Source organism: Rhodococcus sp. NPDC057529 (assembly GCF_042802055.1).
Lineage (GTDB): Bacteria > Actinomycetota > Actinomycetes > Mycobacteriales > Mycobacteriaceae > Rhodococcus_F.
Genome location: NZ_JBHVEY010000024.1, coordinates 62,244 through 81,384, shown reverse-complemented (window position 1 = coordinate 81,384; position 19,141 = coordinate 62,244). Strand labels below are relative to the sequence as shown.

Below are 19,141 nucleotides of genomic sequence, written 5' to 3'. Positions count from 1 at the left end.
ATGGGAGTTCTGGGGATCGGCTTCGATCTCGTGACGGTGTCGGAGTTCGCCGAGCAGCTGGACCGGCCAGGGACGGCCATGCTCGACAACTTCACACCGGGCGAGCGTCGGGACGCCGTGACCCGGAGCTCCGATCCGGCTAGACATTTCGCTGCCCGGTGGGCTGCGAAGGAGGCAGTGATCAAGGCCTGGTCCACGTCTCTCTTCGCCAGCCCGCCGGTGCTGCCCGAGATGATCCACCACCTGATCGAGGTGGTGACGGATGCGTGGGGGCGACCGAGTATCCGCTTACGCGGGGACGTCGCCAAGCATCTGACGGATGTGAAGATCCACATCTCGCTCACCCACGACGGAGACATGGCCGGCGCGTTCGCCGTCATCGAATCCGTGTAGGCGCCTCCGGCGCTCGTGCGCCTTTCTGGTAGCCCCGGCAACCGGACAGGCGCACGAGTGCGTAGCGCCTAGGTGGAGCGCGACTCCTTCTCGGCGACGAGCAGGTACGCCACCATCAGCCGTTTGAGTTCGGCGACGGCGTCCGCGTGGCTCTGGTTGTCCTGCACCGAGAAGTTGAGCATCGAATACACGACGTGGACGAGTACCTCGGCCATCATCGTGCGCCGCTCCCGCGAGGTCTGCGGGGTGAGCGGTGCCAGCATCCGCGAGACCTGCTCCGCGAACGCCTTCTCGTGGATCGCCCCAGTGGCGCGCGTCGAGGGCGTGGACTGCATCGCCAGCCACACTTCGCGCCTCGACGGATCCGACGTCCACAGGCCCGCCATGTGGTCGACGAACGAATTGAGGAACCGCAGCCAGTCGAGGGACGGGACCTCACCGTTGAACTGGGCGATCTCGTGCTGCACGCCGACGAGGTCCTGCCGGTTGAGCTCGCAGACGATCACGTACTTGTTCGCGAAGAACTGGTAGAGCGTGCCGATCGGGACGTCCGCGCGGGCGGCGACCTCCTCGCAGGTGAACGATTCGAATCCCACGTCCACCAGCAACTCCCGCGAAGCCGCGAGCAGTGCGTCGAACTTGCGGCGGCTACGTTCCTGGGTCGGACGTCTGCGCGGCAGGAGTTCCTGCGGGTCCGACTGCAGCTCCAACGCCGGATCCACACGGCGCGGCGCTTGCTTGCTGACTGAAGACTCCACCGCCCCAGGCTATCCGTCTTTCGTCCGGATTCCGAAGATCCCTCCCGGTGACGCGTCGGGTTTCACCTGGCGGAGACGGCTCATCGCGCCGTCCTCCGGGTGAACAATGTGATCGCCCACAAGTAGCCGGCACAGGCGATTCCGACACACCACAACACCGTGATCAGAGCGGAGTCGTCGACGGGTGTGCCGAGCAGCAGGCCACGGACCGTTTCGATCACCGGCGTGACGGGCTGGTTCTCGGCGAAGGCGTGTAGCCAGCTCGGCATCGTGTCGGTAGGAACGAACGCGCTGCTGACGTAGGGGAGGAAGAGCAGGAAGAAGGTGAACCCGTTGGCGGCTTCCTCGGTGCCCGCGAGCAGCCCGAGCGCGGTCGCCAGCCAGGAGATGGCGAGGATGAACAGGGCGACGATCGCAAGTGCGGCCAGCCACTGCATCGGGCCGGCGGTGGGTCGGAATCCCATGATCATCGCGACGCCGATCACGACGAGGGACGTCAGGAGATTGCGGATGACACTGGATGCGACATGGCCGAACAGGAACGCCGACCGCGCGATGGGCATGGACCGGAATCGGTCGACGATGCCGTGCACCATGTCACCGGTGACGCTCACCGCCGTCTGTGAGGACCCGAAACCGGCGCAGAGCAGGATGATTCCGGGAACCACGTAGTCGAGGTACCCGGTGGCGGTCTGCATGGCTCCGCCGAAGACATACACGAACAACAGCAGCAGCAGCACCGGAAGGGCAACGCCCATGATCATCGTGTCCGGGCTGCGGAGCAGGCGCGTCAGGCTGCGGCCGGTCATCGCCGCGAAGTCGTCCAGTGGGCGTGACTGCGTGGTCGGGATCATCGGGCTGCGGCCTCGTTCCGGATCGGGGAAGCGTTCGAGTTGTCGGTGAGAGCGAAGAAGACGTCGTCGAGATCGGGGGAGTGGAGCGAGAGCTTGTCGACGGTGACGCTCTGGTCGTCGATTCGTCCGAGCAGCGTCTTCAGCTGGCCGATGCTGCCGTCGGTCGGGACCTGAATCGTCAGGCGGTCGGTGTCGAGGACGGCGTCGTCGAAGGCCTGGGCGATGTCGTGCAGTTCGGACGGCCGGGTGAACGTGAGCTCGAGGTGCCCGCCGGGCACGAGGCGTTTCAGCTCGTCGGGGGTGCCCTCGGCCACGACCCTGCCGTCGTCGAGGACGGCGGCCCGGTCTGCCAGCCGGTCGGCTTCCTCGAGGTATTGGGTGGTCAGGAAGACGGTGACGCCGCCGTCGACCAGCCGTCGGATCATCTCCCACATGGTCTGCCGGCTGCGCGGGTCGAGACCGGTGGTCGGTTCGTCGAGGAAGATGATGTCCGGCCGCGAAATGAGGCTCATCGCCAGATCGAGGCGCCGGGTCATCCCGCCCGAGTAGGTTCCTGCGCGGCGGGTTCCGGCGTCCACCAGGTCGAACTGCTCGAGTAGCTCGCGGGTGCGCCGCTTGCCCTCCGCGCGGCCGAGGTGGCTCAGCCGGGCCATGAGCCGGAGGTTCTCCTCGCCGGTGAGAAGGTCGTCGACCGCCGCGTACTGCCCGGTCAGGCTGATCTTCCGGCGCACTCCCTGGGGGTCGCGGCGAAGGTCGTGGCCGGCGACGTGCACGGTGCCCGCGTCGGGCGGTGTCAGGGTCGACAGGATGCGGACCATCGTCGTCTTCCCCGCACCGTTGGCGCCGAGGAGTGCGAACACACTGCCCCGCGGCACGTCGAGGTCGACTCCATCGAGGACGGTGACGTCTCCGTATGCCTTGCGTACACCCGTGACCGAGACGGCCGACGTGCAAAACTGCGTATCTCGTATACTCATGGTGTGCAGCGTACGCAGTTTTAGGATGAGCGCAAGACCCCGACGAAGTGGATACCTGCATGCCCCGACCGAACGAAACCCCCGACGATCCCACCGGGACCCTGCCCAAGGCCGTCCGGCTGGCCTGGGGAATCGAGGAACCGGGGACCCGCGGCCCCCGGAAGGGGCTGAGCCTCGAGCGGGTGGTCGACGCCGCCATCGAAGTGGCCGACGCCGAAGGGCTCGCGGGCCTGTCCATGAGCCGGGTCGCGAAGCAACTCGGGTTCACCACGATGTCGCTGTACCGGTACGTCGACAGCAAAGATGATCTGGTGGAGCTGATGGCCGATCGGGCCATCGGTCAGCCCAGCGGGCTCGTCGTATCGGGTGGGTGGCGGGACCGGCTCGAATCCTGGGCGCTGGGCGAGTACCGGGCGGTCCGGGCGCATGCCTGGTGGCCGGAGGTGACCATTTCCGCACCTCCGACGGGCCCCAACAACCTCGCGTGGCTGGAAGCCGGTCTGCAGTCGCTGGGCGACACCGGCCTGAGCGAGGACCGGAAGCTGCAAGTGGTGCTGAACGTTTCGCTGTTCGTGATCGGGCGGGCGCGGTTCGCGCTGGACCTGGAACGGCCGGCGAAGGCGGAGCAGGTCGACTACGCCCGGCTGCTCCCTCTACTGCTCGACGAGAAGCGGTTTCCCGCACTGCGGGCGGCGATCGCGGGGGGTGCGTTCGATGCCGGCGACGAAGACGACGCGCACTGGCTCGAACACGACTTCCGGTTCGGCCTCGACCGGATGCTCGACGGCATCGAACGGCTCGCGGGCGGCTGACGAGACACAGCCGCCCGTCGCGCCGATCAGACCGACAAGTCCCGCCGCAGTTTCGCGACGTGGCCGGTGGCCCGGACGTTGTACTGGGCCACCTCGATCTTCCCGTCCTCGTCGACGAGGAACGTGGAGCGGATGACGCCCTGCACCGTCTTGCCGTACATCTTCTTCTCGCCGAACGCGCCCCACGCCTCGAGGGTGGTCTTCTCGGGGTCGGACAGGAGCGGGAACGTCAGTTCCTCGTTGTCGCGGAACTTGGCGAGCTTGGCCGGCTTGTCGGGAGAGATGCCGATCACGTCCAGGCCTGCGCCGTTGAGGTCGGCGAGATTGTCGCGGAAGTCGCAGGCCTGTTTGGTGCAGCCCGGCGTGCTCGCCGCCGGGTAGAAGTACACGACGACCTTGCGGCCGCGGAAGTCCGCGAGCGACACGTCGTTGCCGTCGGCATCGGGCAGCGTGAAGGCGGGGGCGGTGTCTCCGGGGGCGAGTCTGCTGTTGTCGGTCACGAGAAGTCAGGCTACCGGGCAGGGGCGACAGTGGGCCGAAGGGCGATCGGGGAGACGGCGACTGGGAGACGGGGTCGCGGGCCGGGAGTTCTCGTCTACGGTTGACGCAAGTGTGGGAACGTCGCGGTAGCGTCGCTCCCGCTGATCGAACCAGTCGAACAAGTTGGAGGACACGTGCCCAGGGACACCGAGAGTATCGAGCGTGAGATCGAGAACGCGCGTAATCAGCTCGCGAGCACTCTCGACGAATTGACGGTCCGCACCAACCCGAAGCGTCTCGTGGAGAACACGAAGCGGACGCTGATCGCGAAGCTGAACGAGCCGGCGGTCAAGTACGGACTGATCGCCGTGGGTGCGGTGGCAGGGCTCCTGGTGCTCCGCAAAGCGTTGCGCTGAACGACCACCCGTGACAGCGGGCCGTCGGAGGTGAAGTTCGCAGTGGCTTCACTTTCCGGCGGCCCGTTCGTCGTCTGACCGCCCTCGCCGTCCGGTGAGATGGTGACAACGAGAAAGGCCCCCATCCTCGTGAGAGGATGAGGGCCTTCGTGCAAGTGCGCCCACAGGGACTCGAACCCCGGACCCAGTGATTAAGAGTCACTTGCTCTACCAACTGAGCTATAGGCGCTCGCTCTTGCGAGACAGAACATTAGCGGGTCGCTTCTCGGGAATGCAAATCGCCTGGTCGCGACTCCCCGCGCCGACCCGATCCGCAGGGTGGTGCGTAACAAGAGCGCCGCTGGTCACGATTGATATTCGAACGTTATTGAGCGGCCCGGCGGGTGGTTGGAGCCGGTCTCCAGTGGCTGGCATCATTGGAGACCACACGGTCTCGACGTGCCGATTCGTCTTGCGAAGGCGACGGACGTGCCGGCTTGAACGTGAATTCGGAGCGAGGACGTGAAGTGGGGTTATCCATGGGTGTGGGGCGTGGCGGGCGCATGCGTGCGCAATCGGTGAGATCCGTCTCGAGGACGGCGACGATTGTGGCGGCATCACTCGCATTCGCAGTGTCGATCGCAGGGTGCACCGTCTCCGGTGCCGACAACGTCACGTCGGAAGGTGAGGCGCCGATCGATTCCAATCCGGTCACCGAACTCATCAAGCCGAAGCTGACGGCGTCGGCAGTCGATGGTGCGGTGGGATTCTCGCCGGGACAACCGGTGACGGTGACGGTGGCCGACGGCACGCTGGCGAAGGTCACCATGCTCAACCCGGAGGGTGAGCCGGTCGACGGGGCCATCGCTCCCGACGGGTTGTCCTGGGTCAACACGGAGCCGCTGGGCTACGACAAGGAGTACCGGCTCGAGGTGAAGGCGAACGGGCTCGGTGGCGGCACCGTCTCGACGTCCGAGTTCACCACCAGCGCGCCCGGCAACGTCACCAAGCCGTACGTGCTGCCGTCGGAAGGCGACGTGGTGGGCATCGGTCAGCCGATCGCCGTCCAGTTCGACGAGAACATCCCCGACCGGAAGGCGGCGGAATCGGCGATCACGGTGACGACGAATCCGCCCGTCGAGGGCGCGTTCTACTGGGTGAACAACCGTGAGGTGCGGTGGCGTCCGCAGAACTACTGGGCGCCCGGCACCGCCGTGGACGTGAAGGTCGCCGTGTACGGCAGGGACCTGGGTGACGGCCTGTTCGGTCAGGAGGACGTCCACACCGCGTTCACCATCGGCGACGCCCTCGTCGCGACGGCGGACGACAACACCAAGCAGGTGACGTTCGAGCGCAACGGCGAAGTGATCATGACGATGCCCACGTCGATGGGTAAGGACGACACACCCACCGACAACGGCGTCTACATCATCGGCGACCGGTTCGCGAACCTCGTCATGGATTCGTCCACGTACGGCGTGCCCGTCAACTCCCCGCAGGGATACAAGACCCCCGTCGACTGGGCCACACGAATGTCATACAGCGGCATCTTCTTCCACTCGGCGCCGTGGTCGGTGGGACAGCAGGGCTACTCGAACGCGAGCCACGGTTGCCTGAACCTCAGCCCGTCCAACGCGAAGTGGGTGTACGACAACACGAAGCGCGGCGACATCGTCGTCGTCAAGAACACGCTGGGCGGCACCCTGTCGGGCACGGACGGCCTCGGGGACTGGAACATCCCGTGGGATGTGTGGAAGGCGGGCAACGCCAACGCCTGAGCGCAGGCGAGAGACCAATCGCAAAGAGGAAAGCCCCCGGCCGAGGCCGGGGGCTTTCCGTGTGGGGTGAGTGACGGGACTCGAACCCGCGACAGCCAGGATCACAACCTGGTGCTCTACCAACTGAACTACACTCACCATGTGCTTCAGGCACCGCCCGGGGGCAGTAACTTCGGCGAGGAAGATACTAGCGCGTCCGGTGCCCGAGAAGCCAATCGGTATCTCAGGCGGGCCCGAGTTCCTCGACAACTGCGGCGATGTCGCTGGTAGACGGTCCGGGCTCGGACACGAACGCCGTCTTGCGGTAGTACTTCAACTCCCGGATCGACTCCTTGATGTCGGCCAGGGCGCGGTGGGCGAGACCCTTTTCGGGCTGACCGAAGTAGATCCGCGGGTACCAGCGCCGGGACAGTTCCTTGATGGAGCTGACGTCGATCATGCGGTAGTGCAGGTAGGTGTCGAGATCCGGCATGTCGCGGGCGATGAACCCGCGGTCCGTCGCGATCGAGTTGCCGGCGAGCGGTGCCGTCCCGGCGACCGGCACGTGTTCGCGGATGTACGCGAGCACCTGCTGCTCGGCCTCGGCGAGGGTGACCGTGGACTTGCGGACCTCGTCGGTCAGCCCCGAGTTCTCGTGCATCTTGGTCACCACGTCGGGCATCGCCGCGAGCGCGTCGTCGTCGGTGTGGATGACGATGTCGACACCCTCACCGAGCACGTTCAACTCGCTGTCCGTGACCAGAGCCGCGATCTCGATCAGCTTGTCGGTACCGAGGCGGAGCCCGGTCATTTCACAATCGATCCACACAAGTTTGTCCTGCACCAGGAACACAGTAGTCACGTGTGTGACGGGATAAGGTCTGCGGTGGACACTTTCTCCCGATGTGTGTGATCCGAGGAGGGCTTGGATGACCCGGCAATCGCAGGACGGCGACGCGACCTCCAACCCGGCGGAGAGGGCGGCGGCAGCGAGGGCCGCAGCGGCCGAGGCGGCCAGGGTGGCGGCGGAGGCAGCGGCAGCGGCGGAGGCTGCGGAGCAGGAGGCCCGGGACGCGGAGGCTGCGGAGAACAGTGCTCCTGCAAGTGCCGCCGCCCCGTCCGGAGCTGCGGCGGACATCGCGGCCGGGTACTCCTCGGAGGGTGCGGCGTTGGAACTGGGAACCGTGGTTCTGGGCGGCTCCGTGGATCCGGCGGCCCGCGTGCGCATTCCCCTGGCGACGATCAATCGGCACGGACTCGTCGCCGGCGCCACCGGGACGGGAAAGACGAAGACGCTGCAGGGTATTGCCGAGCAGTTGTCGGCTGCGGGGGTTCCCGTGGTGATGGCCGACGTGAAGGGTGACCTGTCGGGTCTGTCGCGGCCGGGCGAGGCCACCGGCAAGATCACTGCCCGGGCGGCCGAGACCGGCGACGACCAGTGGCGGCCCGCGGGATCCCCCGTCGAGTTCCTCTCGCTGGGAACGGAAGGCCTGGGTATCCCCGTCCGCGCGACCATCACCGCGTTCGGGCCGATCCTGCTCGCCAAGGTGCTCGGGCTCAACGAGACTCAGGAGTCCACGCTGGGGCTGATCTTCCACTGGGCCGATGTCCAGGGGCTCGCGCTGCTCGATCTGAAGGGCATCGGCGGCGTGTCCCCGGCCACGGCCGGTGTGATCCTCAGGGCCCTCGTCGCTCTCGAAGCCGACGGCGGCGACACGTTCTTCGGGGAACCCGAACTCGAGACCGAGGATCTGCTCCGGGTGATCGACGGCACGGGTGTGATCACGTTGTTCGAGTTGGGTGCCAGGGCCGCGCGCCCGGCACTGTTCTCCACCTTCCTGATGTGGGTGCTGGCGGATCTGTTCCAGACCCTGCCCGAGGAAGGCGATCTCGACAAACCCAAGCTCGTCTTCATCTTCGACGAGGCACACCTGCTGTTCGCGGACGCGTCGAAAGCGTTCCTGCAGCAGGTGGAACAGACCGTGAAGCTCATCCGCTCCAAGGGCGTGGGCGTGTTCTTCTGCACGCAGTTGCCGACGGACGTCCCGAACGCGGTGCTGTCGCAACTCGGTGCCCGAATCCAGCACGCGCTGCGCGCGTTCACGCCCGACGACCAGAAGGCGTTGACCAGAACGGTACGGACGTACCCGACCACCGAGAACTACGACCTCGAGAAGGCCCTCACATCACTGGGGACCGGCGAGGCGATCGTGACGGTTCTGTCGGAACGGGGCGCGCCGACGCCGGTGGCATGGACGAGGATTCGGCCTCCCCGCTCGCTGATGGACACCATCGGCACCGACGCGATCACGGCTGCGGCGTCGTCGAGCCCGCTGTATGCGAAGTACGGGCAGACCGTCGACCGGGAGTCGGCGTACGAGAAGCTGACGGCCAAGGTCGCCGGGGCGCCGGCCGCGGAACCGGGCCTCGACCTGCCTCCGCTGCCCGATCTGCCGCCGCCGGCGCCCGCGCAGGCGGAGGGGCCGAACATGGCCGAGCAGATCCTCGGGAGCTCCGCGGTGAAGAGCTTCCTCCGCTCGGCCGCGTCGGCCGCGGGCCGCGAGATCTCCCGCAGCATCTTCGGCACGGGGCGACGACGCACGCGGTGACCGGCTAACTGCCCAGCTTCTTGTAGAACGTCCCGACGATCGGCGCGACCACCGCGCGTGGAGTGTACTGCCCGGCAACGGACATGGCCTTGCTGATGATGCCGGGGACGACGCGCATCTTGTTGTCTGCCAGGCCGTCGAGCGACACCTTGGCGGTGTATTCGCTGGAGATCCACAGGAAGTCGGGCACCAGCCTGTCGACGATCGATGCGTCCGCCGGATCGGGCTCCTCGGTGCGCACCGGGCCGGGGGCGAGCAGGGTGACGTTCACTCCCGTCCCCTTGAGTTCGCCGCGCAGCGATTCGGAGAACGTGTTGACGAACGCCTTGCTGGCGGCGTAGGTGGCGTTGTGGGGGATGGGCATGTTGCCCGCCGCGGAGCCGACCATGAGGATGGCGCCGGACCCGCGTTCGATCATCCCGGGCAGCACCGCGAGGGTGAGGTCGTGCACCGCAACGGCGTTGAGTTCCACCTGGGCCCGCTCATACGCGGGGTCGAGTCCGGCGACGGGGCCGAACGTGGCGATACCCGCGTTGTTGCACAAGACGCTGACCTCACGGCCCGCCAGATCGGCGACGAGTGCGGCCCGCGCGTCCCGATCGGACAGGTCGCACGCGTGCACGTCGACCTCGACGCCGTACTTCTCGCGAAGGGTCCCGGCGAGCGACTCCATCACCTCGCCGCGGCGCGCGACGAGAATCAGGGAGTGGCCCCGGGAGGCCAGATCGGTGGCCAGCGCCTCGCCGATTCCGGACGAGGCGCCGGTCACGACGGCGCGGGCACTGGGGGTGGGGTTCGGCAAGCTCACGGACAGCAGCGTAGTGCGTCAGATGCGGGCCGCGAGCCGGGTGCCCTGCTCGATGGCGCGCTTGGCGTCGAGTTCCGCGGCGACGTCCGCGCCGCCGATGACGTGGGTGGTGACGCCGGCGACGGTCAGGTCGTCGACGAGGTCACGCACCGATTCCTGACCCGCGCAGATCACGACGTTGTCGACGGCGAGGGTGCGGGGCTTCTCCCGCTTGGCGCCGAACGTGATGTGCAGGCCGTCGTCGTCGATGCGCTCGTAGTTGACCCCGGACAGCTCCTGGACACCCTTGCTCTTCAGCGCCGCCCGGTGGACCCAGCCGGTGGTCTTCGCGAGTCCCGCGCCGATCCGGCCGCTCTTGCGTTGCAGCAGGTACACCTCACGCGGCGACGGTTCGGGAATGGGGGTGGTGAGGGCGCCCGCCGCGGCCTCGGGTTCGGTGACACCCCACTCCTGCTTCCATTCCTTCAGGTCGAGTGTCGGGGAGTGCTCGTGGGTGAGGAACTCACTGACGTCGACGCCGATGCCGCCGGCCCCGATCACCGCGACCGACCGTCCGACGGGCTTGCCGCCCCGCACGACCTCCGGATACGTGAGCACCTTCGGGTGGTCGATCCCCGGAATCGACGGGACGCGCGGCGTCACACCGGTCGCGACGATCACCTCGTCGTATATGCCGACCAGCTCGGCGGCGGTGACGCGGGTGTCGAGCCGGACGTCGACACCCGCGAGCGGCAGCTGGCGGTTGTAGTACCGGATGGTCTCCGCGAACTCCTCCTTGCCGGGAATCTTGCGGGCGATGCCGAACTGGCCGCCGATCTCCGAATCCGCCTCGAACAGGGTCACTGCATGGCCGCGCTGGGCCAGACCGAGCGCCGCGGACAGTCCGGCGGGGCCCGCGCCGACGACGGCGACCCGCTTCGCGGTCCGGGTGGGGGAGAGCGTCAGTTCCGTCTCCCTGCCTGCCCGCGGATTCAGCAGGCACGACACGTGCTTGCGGACGAAGGCGTGGTCGAGGCAGGCCTGGTTGCAGGCGATGCACGTGTTGATCTCGTCGGGGGTGCCTGCCTCCGCCTTCCGCACCCAGTCGGGGTCGGCGAGCATCGGGCGTGCCATCGAGATCAGCTGTGCGTCACCGCGGGTCAGGATCTCCTCCGCGACCTCCGGCATGTTGATCCGGTTCGACGCGGCCACGGGGATGCTCACGTGCTTCTCGAGTTTGCCGGTGATGTCGGCGAACGCGGCCCGAGGCACCGATGTCACGATCGTGGGGACACGCGATTCGTGCCAGCCGATGTCGGTGTTGATGATGGTTGCGCCCGCCGCCTCCACTTCCTGTGCCAGCGCGACGATCTCGTCCCAGGTCTGACCGCCTTCCACGAGGTCGGCCATGGACAGGCGGAAGATGATGATGAAGTCCGGGCCCACCGCCGTGCGCGTGCGGCGGACGATCTCGACGGCCATCCGGCGGCGGTGCTCGGGAGTCCCACCCCACTCGTCGGTGCGCTTGTTGGTGCGCTCGCACAGGAACTGGTTGACGAAGTAGCCTTCGCCGCCCATGATCTCGACGCCGTCGTAGTTCGCCTCCTGCGCGAGGCGCGCGCAGCGAACGAAGTCGTGGATCTGCCTGCGGACGCCGCGGCCGGTGAGTTTGCGGGGCCGGAACGGGTTGATCGGGGCCTTGATCGACGAGGCGGAGACACTGAACGGCTGGTAGCTGTATCGGCCTGCGTGCAGGATCTGCAGGGCGATCTTGCCGCCCTCGTCGTGCACCGCCTTCGTGATCGCGCGGTGCCTGCGGGCCTCGACACGGTTGGTGAGCTTCGCGCCGAACGGCAACAGCCAGCCCGTCCGGTTGGGCGCGTAACCGCCGGTGACGATCAGCGCGACCCCTCCGCGGGCGCGCTCGGCGAAGTACTCCGCCAGCCGGGGGACGTCCTTGGCGCGGTCCTCGAGTCCGGTGTGGATGGAGCCCATGATCACCCGGTTCTTCAGCGTCGTGAAGCCGAGGTCGAGGGGGGCGAGCAGCTGGGGAAACTGTGTCATTGGCGGCGTGTCCTTATTGTGAGAGCGCGTCGAGTACTTCTTGGCACCAGTCGGCGAACCCCTCCTCGACGCGGATTCCGCCGCGCAGGACGAGGTACTGGTGCAGGGCTGCGCCGGAGAGTTGGTCCGGTGCGGGAAAGTCGCGTTTTTCGATCATGCGGTAGACCTCGAGCCGGGCGGCGTGGCCGTCGCGGTGGCGGGCGACCTCGGCCGTGAGTGCGGCGACGTCACCGTGTCGAGCGGCGCGGATCTTCACTGCCAGCTCGTTGCGGAGGTGGTTGGGCTCGGTGGGTTCGGCGATCCATCGCGCGAGTTCCGCGCTTCCGGCCGCACTGACCCGGTACACCTTCTTGTCGGGTCGGGCGTCCTGCGCCACCACCTCGGCGTCGACCCAGCCGGCCTCGTCCATGCGTTTGAGGACGCGGTAGATCTGCTGGTGGGTGGCGCTCTGGAAGAAGCCGATGGACTTGTCGAACCGGCGCGCCAATTCGTACCCCGAGCCGGAGTGCTCGGTCAGGGAGACGAGGAGCGCATGTTCGAGTGCCACGAACCGAAGTATGTATGCAACGAGGTGCGTATGCAACTGAGTGCACACTGAGTTCTTCCGTCCGAACGGGACGCTCGTCGCGTCAGACCGCACGAACTCACCGGTCACTCGCATAGGCTCGCGGGCATGAGCACCGACGTTCGTCCGCCGGCCGGGATCGGCGGGGCCGCGACGCGCAGACAGGTCGTCGCGTGGGGGCTGTGGGACTGGGGTTCGGCGGCCTTCAACGCCGTGATCCTCACGTTCGTCTTCTCCGTGTACCTGACGGACGCCGTGGGGGAGGACCTGCCGGGGTCGATCTCCGCGAGCACGTGGCTGGGGTGGTCGCTCGGCATCGCGGGCTTCCTCATCGCGGTGCTCGCCCCCGTCACCGGTCAGCGATTCGACGCCGCGGGACGACGCAAGTGGGCGCTCGGCGTCCTCACCTTCGCGACGGTCGGCTGCATGGCGGCGATGTTCCTGGTCCGCGACTCCTATCAGTACCTGTGGCTCGGGCTGGTGTTACTCGCTGCGGGTTCGGTGATCTTCGAACTGGCCGGCGTCCCGTACAACGCGATGCTCAGGCAGGTGTCCACGCCGGCGAACATCGGCCGGGTGTCCGGGTTCGGCTGGGCGATGGGCTATTTCGGTGGAATCGTGCTCCTTCTGCTGTGCTACTTCGGTTTCATCGCCGGGGACGGCGACACTCGCGGATTCCTCGGGCTCACCACCGACGGCGGCCTGAACATCCGGATGGTGGCGCTGCTGGCCGCCGTCTGGTTCGCGGTCTTCGCAATCCCCGTGCTGGTGAAGGTCCCCGAGCTGGCCCGTCCGCACGCGGACCCGGGCGCGGACAAGGCCGGTTTCGTCGAGTCGTACCGAGTGTTGTGGCGTGATCTGCGCGACCTCTGGGCCGCCGACCGGCGCACCGTGTACTTCCTGGTGGCGAGCGCGCTGTTCCGCGACGGCCTGGCCGGTGTCTTCACGTTCGGCGCAGTCCTCGCCGTCAACGTCTACGGCATCAGCGCGGGTGACGTGCTGCTGTTCGGTGTCGCCGCCAACGTCGTCTCCGCACTCGGCGCGCTCACCGCAGGCCGGTTCGACGACCGGATCGGCCCGAAAACCGTCATCATGGCGTCCCTGATCGCGATGATCGTCGTCGGTCTCGTTCTGATGGGGGTGTCCGGGCCGGCCATGTTCTGGATCTTCGGACTGCTGCTGTGCCTGTTCGTCGGTCCCGCGCAGTCGTCGGCGCGCACGTTCCTGGCCAGGATCACACCGCCCGGCCGGGAGGGGCAGATGTTCGGCCTGTACGCGACCACCGGTCGCGCGGTGTCGTTCCTCTCGCCCACCCTGTTCGGGTTGTTCGCCTGGTGGTTCGCGGCCGACCGGGCCGGAATCATCGGCCTGGTGATCGTGCTCGCGATCGGGCTCGCCGCGATGACGGTGGTGAAGGCGCCCGAGCGCGACTAGCGCCGCGCGCGATTGTCGTCGATCCGGAGCTTCTCCGGGAACAGCCGCCGCTGCGTCAGCCAGCCCCCCGCCGCCACGGCAATCCAGATCAGCGTGGCGAAGAACTGCTGGGTGCCCTCGTTCGGATCCTCCAAGAAACGTAGCGGGGGGATGGCCAGGCCGAGCCCGGTCAGCACCAAGCTGGCCCCGCCGAGTGCCGTGAGCCACAGCAGCGCCCGCGCCCGGTACCGGTCGGCGACGAACCCGCAGGCGACGGCGAGCGCAACGATCACGATTCCGCTCAGGATCCAGCTGGCGTCATCCGGTTGCAGAACACGACTGAGCTTCGCTCCGATCACTGCGCCCGCGATGATCCCGATGAAGAATGCGGCGAACTTGAAGACCAGAGTGGTGGCCGCCCACACCACGACCGCACCGATCGCCGCGACCAGGAATGTCGTTCCGAGCGACAGCGACAGCAGGTCGGACACGAGCCAGCCGAGGCCGAATCCGGAGGCGAGAACGGCGACGTGCAGTGAACCGACACCGGCGAAGCACAGAACCGCGCCGACCAGAAGGATTGCGATGCCACTCATGGTGCCCTCCCACGGTGCACGAGACGAGTAGTGCCATCACACCAGACGTTTCGCCGCCGGGGAGGGGAACTGCCGATTATCCAGCCGCCCGAGCGCGATCGAGGATCGCCTTCGCGAGTGCCTCCGGGCACTCCTCGGGAATCCAGTGCGTGGCGCCGTCCAGGACGACGAACTCGTACGGCGCATCGACGAAGTCGCCGCACTTCTCCGCACCCGCTCGCCCGAGCTCGAGGTCGCCGGTGCTCCAGACATACGTCGTGGGGACGGTGACGGCTGGGGTGGCCTCGAAGTCCTTCGTCATCGCCCGGTACCAGTTCAGCGCGGCCGTCAGTGCGCCCGGTTCACTCAGAAGTCCCACGTGCTCGTTTACGAGTTCGGAGCTCACGACGTCCCCGAACACCGCGCGCAGGCGCTGGGCGTCGTCGCGGAGGAGGACGTGCTCGGCCTTGCCCTCCGTCCGCAGGAACTGGATGTACGACGATCGCTGTTGCTGGTCGGCGTCCTCGCGCAACGCCCAGCCGAAGGCCGCGGGATGGGGAACCGACACCGTTGTCAGCGACGTGACGCGACCCGGGTGGCGGGCCGCCACGCACCAAGCCACGATGGATCCCCAGTCGTGGCCGACGAGATGCACGGTGTCGATGTCGAGGGCGTCCAGCAGCCCTACAACATCGGCGACGAGGTGGTCGATCCGGTAGGACTCGACACCGTCGGGACGCGCGCGGGGCGAGTAGCCACGCTGGTTCGGCGCGTACGTGCGCAGACCGGCCTTGTTCAGGAGGGCCGCGACCGGCGACCACGACGCGGCGCTCTCTGGGTATCCGTGCAGCAACAGGACGGCGTCGCCGTCGGTCGGGCCACCGACGGTGACGTCGAATGTGAGCGGCCCTACCGGGACGTGGGTGTGCTCCAGGAGAGTCGACATGCCCCCACCGTACGGCGGGCGGCCTACTTCTTTCCGGGATTCCACCCGCTCATGCCGAGCATGATCAGGCGCAGTTGCCGCTCGGCGCGAGCGACGACCTCGGCCTCGCTTCGGCTTCCGGGACGATCGGCCTCGAGGAGATCGACGACGACCGCGAACATGGTGGACACGATGAGGTCGGCCGCCATCTCCAGATCGTCGTGGTCCCAGGTCTGCAGGCCGTCGATGCGGGACAGATCGACCGTGAGTTCGCTGACGAACAGTGTCATCTCGGTCGCGATCGCCCGGCGAATCTCCGGCACCCCGCCGTAGCGTTCGCGGCTGAGGAAGCGGAACTGCGCCTCGTGGGTGCGGACCTGCCGCACGAGGATGTCGAGCGACGCGCCTGCACTCTTGGTGCTCGGGGTACGGCGGGCGTCGCGCAGCATCTGCCGCAGAATCCGCATGCCCTCCTCGACGAGCACCACGCCGAGTTCCTCGATGGACGCGAAATGGCGGTAGAACGCGGTGGGCACGATTCCCGCGGTGCGGGCGATCTCGCGCAGGCTCACGCCGGCGAAACTGCGGTCCGCCATCAGTTCGAGCGTGCCGTCGAGGAGGGCCTTCCTCGTGCGCTCCTTTCGCGCTGCCCTGCTCTCGGGTTCGGCGCCGGTCGACTGACTCACGGCAGTGAGTGTATTCGCGGGGGAGAGCGCCGCCACCGCCTCCGGGTGTTCGCGTTCGTCGTCCGGCATGCGTATCCGATCCCCGCCCCGAGTGTGCGTGCGGTCACATTGTGATTGACAAGTTCCTGTCTCCCTCTGTCACACTATTGTCAGTGTACAACCGTGCACTCAAATGGAGGAGGCCGACGTGTCAGTTGCCCACACCAGTCGTCCGGCGGAGGGACGCAGGTTCTCGCTGCTGTCGTTGTTCGAGGCGATGGCCACTCCGCACCAGCTCGACCGCTACCTCGAACTCGTCAATCCGATGGTCACCGTGCGCGACCTCCGCGCCGAGGTCGTCGAGGTCCGGCGCTCCACCGCCGACACCGTCACGCTCACGCTGCGCCCCACCCGCCAGTGGCGCGGATTCCGTGCGGGCCAGTTCGTGCAGGTGGGGGTCGTGATCGACGGGGTTCGGCACACCCGCTGCTACTCGCCTGCCAATGCACAGTCGTCCACCGACGGACACGTCGAGTTGACGATCAAGGCGCATCCGGACGGGCTCGTCTCGCAGTACCTGCACGCGCAGGCGCGCCCCGGACTCGTGCTCGACCTGTCTCAGGCCGCGGGCGAATTCACCCTTCCGTCTCCTCGTCCGCGCCGGCTGCTGCTGGTGAGCGGAGGCAGCGGAATCACCCCGGTTCTGTCGATGCTGCGCACCCTCGTCGACGAGGAACACGTCGGAAGCATCACTTTTCTGCACTACGCGTACACCGAAAACGACGTCGCGTACCTCGACGAATTGCGCGCACTTGCGGTCGCCAACGCCAACGTCTCCCTCGTGCTGGCCTACACCGATCAGGAGGCGGGCGGGCACCTGCACGGGTTCTTCGGTCAGGAGCACCTCGACGCGGTCGCGCCCTGGTACACCGACGCGGAGACGTTCCTGTGCGGCCCGCCCGGACTGATGCGCGGCGTCCGGGAGATGTACCGCGAACTCGGCATCGAGGACCGTCTCCACACCGAGGAGTTCGCTCCCGCCGCAGCCCCGGCGGAGGGGGAGGCCGGCGGCGCGGTGTCCTTCACCGCCAGCGGCGTCACCGCGGACAACTCCGGTGCGACGCTGCTCGAACAGGCCGAAGCCGCCGGACTCCATCCGGAGTACGGCTGCCGGATGGGTATCTGCTTCTCCTGCACCACGGTGAAGACATCGGGGTGCACCAGGAACGTCCGCACCGGCGACACCGACACCGACCCGGACAAGGCGATTCAGCTGTGCGTCTCGGTCCCGGTCGGCGATGTCGCCCTCGACCTCTGACTTTCACCCGACATCAACGTTTGGAGACCGACATGTTTGGACTCTCACTCTCGTTCCTCCCGTTCGTCGGCGGCACCGACGGTTCCCGCAACGCCGCCCCGGTGGTGCTCAGCCACGACCAGGTCGACGAGATCGGCAGGGAACTGGACGCCCTCCGCGACCGGACGGTCGCGGACCTCGGCGCCGAGGACCGCGAGTACATCTACAAGATCATCAAGGCGCAGAGGGGATTCGAGGTCGCAGGCCGCGGCCTGATGTACCTCGGCTTCTTCCCACCGGCCTGGATCGCCGGCGTCGGCGCCCTCGGCGTGTCGAAAATTCTCGACAACATGGAGATCGGCCACAACGTCATGCACGGTCAGTACGACTGGATGCGTGAACCCGGCCTGAACTCCCGGGTGTTCGAATGGGACACCGTCTGCCCGGCCGATCAGTGGAAGCATTCCCACAACTACATGCACCACACGTACACCAACATCCTGGGCCGCGACCGGGACATCGGCTACGGCATCCTGCGGATCGACGAGGCGCAGAAGTGGAACCCCTACTACCTGGGGAACCCGGTCTACGCGTTCCTGCTGATGATGCTGTTCGAGTGGGGCGTCATGATGCACGACCTGGAAGCGGAGAACGTGATCCAGGGCAAGCGGAAGTGGCGCGACGTCAAGCCGCTGCTGAAGGGCTGGTGGCGCAAGGCGGGCAGGCAGGTGCTCAAGGACTACGTGATCTTCCCGGCGCTGACCGGGCCGCTGTTCGTCCCCACCCTGCTCGGCAACGTGACTGCCAACCTGATCCGCAACGTGTGGGCGTACTCCATCATCTTCTGCGGCCATTTCCCCACCGGCGTGCAGAGTTTCACCGAGGACGAGACCGCGGAGGAAACCCGCGGCGAATGGTACGTCCGGCAGATGCTCGGCAGCGCGAACATCGAGGGAAGCCCGCTGTTCCACATCATGTCCGGCAACCTGTCACACCAGATCGAGCATCACCTGTTCCCGGATCTGCCCGCTCACCGGTACCCGGAGATGGCTCCCGTCGTGGAGGCGCTGTGCGAGAAGCACGGCCTGCCCTACAACACCGGCGGATTCTTCAAGCAGATCGGCTCCGTGTGGGCGAAGATCTTCAGGTTCGCACTGCCGCCCGGTCTCGTCTCGTCCGACACCCCTCCCGGTGTTATCGTCGAGCGGCAGAAGACTGCAGCCTGAGAGGCGAAACACATGGTGGGGAAGTTCGAGCGGCGCAAGGACACCGTGCAGGAGTTGACGGAGTCGGCGGCCACGCACGTGGGCCAGATCGCGACGATCATCGCGGGTGCCGTCCGGGACGTCACCCGGGAGATCGGCGACTGGGTGTCCGACGGCATCGAGATGCGCGAGGCCGCGAAGAAGGCCCGCGAAGACGAGGGCGAGGGGGAGACGGTCGACTGAGTGACCGGCCGGCGCGTATCGACCCAGGGTAGAGATCGGGCCGCCGAGGGTGCGTTCATGGCACCCTCGGCGGCCTTTCTGCGGGCGGGGCTGAGGCCGATGCTGGTTGCAGCACGAAATCCGCCCCCCGAAAGGAACCCATGTCTCCCACCACGATCTCCATCACGGCGCGCATCGCCCTCGCCGGATTTGCGGCCCTTGCCATTTCGCTGACCGGTGCCGCAGGTATGGCCTCGGCCAAGCCGATCTGCGAGACCGGCTGTTCCCAGCCCCTGCCCAACAAGAACCCCAGGCCCGACGTCAAGCAGATGTGCTGGGTCGAATGGGGTCAGACACAGTGTCAGGTGAGCTGACGCCCTCGTGCTGT

General features: G+C 67.2%; 21 protein-coding genes and 2 tRNA genes. 10 read left to right on the top strand and 13 right to left on the bottom strand.

The features are described from left to right. A complete protein-coding gene (locus tag ACFU5V_RS34730; RefSeq protein ID WP_009474123.1) occupies nt 1-393 on the top strand; it encodes a holo-ACP synthase in 393 nt (130 codons plus the stop codon). Nucleotides 394-461: 68 nt separating this feature from the next. Here ACFU5V_RS34730 and ACFU5V_RS34725 read toward each other — a convergent pair whose 3' ends face one another. From ACFU5V_RS34725 to ACFU5V_RS34715, 3 genes are all read right to left on the bottom strand, one after another. Further along, entirely contained in the window at nt 462-1,151 is a 690-nt protein-coding gene (locus ACFU5V_RS34725) for a TetR/AcrR family transcriptional regulator (protein WP_378439919.1), read from the bottom strand. An 80-nt stretch (nt 1,152-1,231) separates the two neighbouring features. Then, entirely contained in the window at nt 1,232-2,005 is a 774-nt protein-coding gene (locus ACFU5V_RS34720) for an ABC transporter permease (protein ID WP_378704845.1), read from the bottom strand. Then, on the bottom strand, nt 2,002-2,982 hold the full coding sequence (locus tag ACFU5V_RS34715) for an ATP-binding cassette domain-containing protein (protein WP_378704843.1): 981 nt from the start codon (nt 2,980-2,982) through the stop codon (nt 2,002-2,004). Before ACFU5V_RS34715 ends, ACFU5V_RS34720 begins: the two co-directional genes overlap by 4 nt. 59 nt (nt 2,983-3,041) lie before the next feature. Between ACFU5V_RS34715 and ACFU5V_RS34710 the strand changes: the two genes are divergently transcribed. Next, nucleotides 3,042-3,794 carry a TetR/AcrR family transcriptional regulator gene (locus ACFU5V_RS34710; protein ID WP_378704841.1) on the top strand — a complete coding sequence of 251 codons (753 nt, stop codon included), beginning with the start codon at nt 3,042-3,044 and terminating at the stop codon, nt 3,792-3,794. A 26-nt stretch (nt 3,795-3,820) separates the two neighbouring features. Here ACFU5V_RS34710 and bcp read toward each other — a convergent pair whose 3' ends face one another. Continuing rightward, complete coding sequence (bcp, locus tag ACFU5V_RS34705) at nt 3,821-4,294, bottom strand: thioredoxin-dependent thiol peroxidase (protein ID WP_095864958.1); 474 nt, start codon at nt 4,292-4,294, stop codon at nt 3,821-3,823. A 174-nt stretch (nt 4,295-4,468) separates the two neighbouring features. Here bcp and ACFU5V_RS34700 point away from each other — a divergent pair, with 174 nt between their 5' ends. Beyond that, on the top strand, nt 4,469-4,690 hold the full coding sequence (locus tag ACFU5V_RS34700) for a DUF3618 domain-containing protein (protein WP_037236402.1): 222 nt from the start codon (nt 4,469-4,471) through the stop codon (nt 4,688-4,690). 156 nt (nt 4,691-4,846) lie between these two features. Here the strand turns inward: ACFU5V_RS34700 and ACFU5V_RS34695 are convergent. Next, nucleotides 4,847-4,919 (bottom strand) — tRNA-Lys (locus tag ACFU5V_RS34695). A 289-nt stretch (nt 4,920-5,208) separates the two neighbouring features. On the opposite strand from ACFU5V_RS34695, the gene ACFU5V_RS34690 reads away from it, so the two are divergent. Further along, entirely contained in the window at nt 5,209-6,447 is a 1,239-nt protein-coding gene (locus tag ACFU5V_RS34690; RefSeq protein WP_378439909.1) for an Ig-like domain-containing protein, read from the top strand. A 62-nt stretch (nt 6,448-6,509) separates the two neighbouring features. Here ACFU5V_RS34690 and ACFU5V_RS34685 read toward each other — a convergent pair. Both ACFU5V_RS34685 and orn read right to left on the bottom strand, forming a co-directional pair. Further along, nucleotides 6,510-6,585 (bottom strand) — tRNA-His (locus ACFU5V_RS34685). An 85-nt stretch (nt 6,586-6,670) separates the two neighbouring features. Continuing rightward, nucleotides 6,671-7,270, bottom strand: coding sequence for an oligoribonuclease (gene orn / locus ACFU5V_RS34680; RefSeq protein ID WP_378438941.1), 600 nt, complete (start codon nt 7,268-7,270; stop codon nt 6,671-6,673). Between the two features lie 85 nt (nt 7,271-7,355). On the opposite strand from orn, the gene ACFU5V_RS34675 reads away from it, so the two are divergent. Beyond that, nucleotides 7,356-9,035 carry a helicase HerA-like domain-containing protein gene (locus ACFU5V_RS34675; protein WP_378704838.1) on the top strand — a complete coding sequence of 560 codons (1,680 nt, stop codon included), beginning with the start codon at nt 7,356-7,358 and terminating at the stop codon, nt 9,033-9,035. Between the two features lie 4 nt (nt 9,036-9,039). On the opposite strand, the gene cmrA is transcribed toward ACFU5V_RS34675, so the two are convergent. Genes cmrA through ACFU5V_RS34660 form a run of 3 tightly spaced genes read right to left on the bottom strand, consistent with a single transcriptional unit; the run spans nt 9,040 to nt 12,433 of the window. Beyond that, the gene (gene cmrA / locus ACFU5V_RS34670) at nt 9,040-9,843 is read right to left on the bottom strand and encodes a mycolate reductase (protein ID WP_378438919.1); all 804 of its coding nucleotides are present in this window, start codon (nt 9,841-9,843) and stop codon (nt 9,040-9,042) included. Between the two features lie 18 nt (nt 9,844-9,861). Then, the gene (locus ACFU5V_RS34665) at nt 9,862-11,886 is read right to left on the bottom strand and encodes an FAD-dependent oxidoreductase (RefSeq protein WP_378704833.1); all 2,025 of its coding nucleotides are present in this window, start codon (nt 11,884-11,886) and stop codon (nt 9,862-9,864) included. Nucleotides 11,887-11,899: 13 nt separating this feature from the next. After that, a complete protein-coding gene (locus tag ACFU5V_RS34660) occupies nt 11,900-12,433 on the bottom strand; it encodes a PadR family transcriptional regulator (protein ID WP_378704830.1) in 534 nt (177 codons plus the stop codon). A 126-nt stretch (nt 12,434-12,559) separates the two neighbouring features. Here ACFU5V_RS34660 and ACFU5V_RS34655 point away from each other — a divergent pair, with 126 nt between their 5' ends. Further along, nucleotides 12,560-13,885 carry an MFS transporter gene (locus tag ACFU5V_RS34655; RefSeq protein ID WP_378704829.1) on the top strand — a complete coding sequence of 442 codons (1,326 nt, stop codon included), beginning with the start codon at nt 12,560-12,562 and terminating at the stop codon, nt 13,883-13,885. Here ACFU5V_RS34655 and ACFU5V_RS34650 read toward each other — a convergent pair. From ACFU5V_RS34650 to ACFU5V_RS34640, 3 genes are all read right to left on the bottom strand, one after another. Beyond that, nucleotides 13,882-14,460: a DUF4203 domain-containing protein gene (locus ACFU5V_RS34650; protein ID WP_378438929.1), complete on the bottom strand. Its 579-nt coding sequence runs from the start codon at nt 14,458-14,460 to the stop codon at nt 13,882-13,884. The two genes, ACFU5V_RS34655 and ACFU5V_RS34650, sit on opposite strands and share 4 nt — an antisense overlap. Before the next feature lie 76 nt (nt 14,461-14,536). Next, a complete protein-coding gene (locus ACFU5V_RS34645) occupies nt 14,537-15,385 on the bottom strand; it encodes an alpha/beta fold hydrolase (RefSeq protein ID WP_378704826.1) in 849 nt (282 codons plus the stop codon). Nucleotides 15,386-15,408: 23 nt separating this feature from the next. Continuing rightward, nucleotides 15,409-16,119: a TetR family transcriptional regulator gene (locus tag ACFU5V_RS34640; protein ID WP_378704823.1), complete on the bottom strand. Its 711-nt coding sequence runs from the start codon at nt 16,117-16,119 to the stop codon at nt 15,409-15,411. Between the two features lie 118 nt (nt 16,120-16,237). On the opposite strand from ACFU5V_RS34640, the gene ACFU5V_RS34635 reads away from it, so the two are divergent. From ACFU5V_RS34635 to ACFU5V_RS34620, 4 genes are all read left to right on the top strand, one after another. Continuing rightward, a complete protein-coding gene (locus tag ACFU5V_RS34635) occupies nt 16,238-17,347 on the top strand; it encodes a ferredoxin reductase (RefSeq protein WP_378704821.1) in 1,110 nt (369 codons plus the stop codon). 32 nt (nt 17,348-17,379) lie between these two features. Beyond that, nucleotides 17,380-18,552: a fatty acid desaturase family protein gene (locus ACFU5V_RS34630; protein WP_378704819.1), complete on the top strand. Its 1,173-nt coding sequence runs from the start codon at nt 17,380-17,382 to the stop codon at nt 18,550-18,552. 12 nt (nt 18,553-18,564) lie between these two features. Continuing rightward, nucleotides 18,565-18,774, top strand: coding sequence for a hypothetical protein (locus ACFU5V_RS34625; protein ID WP_378438939.1), 210 nt, complete (start codon nt 18,565-18,567; stop codon nt 18,772-18,774). A gap of 140 nt (nt 18,775-18,914) precedes the next feature. Further along, nucleotides 18,915-19,127 (top strand): hypothetical protein, encoded by a 213-nt coding sequence (locus ACFU5V_RS34620; RefSeq protein WP_378438613.1) that lies wholly within the window; start codon nt 18,915-18,917, stop codon nt 19,125-19,127. Nucleotides 19,128-19,141: the final 14 nt, after the last annotated feature.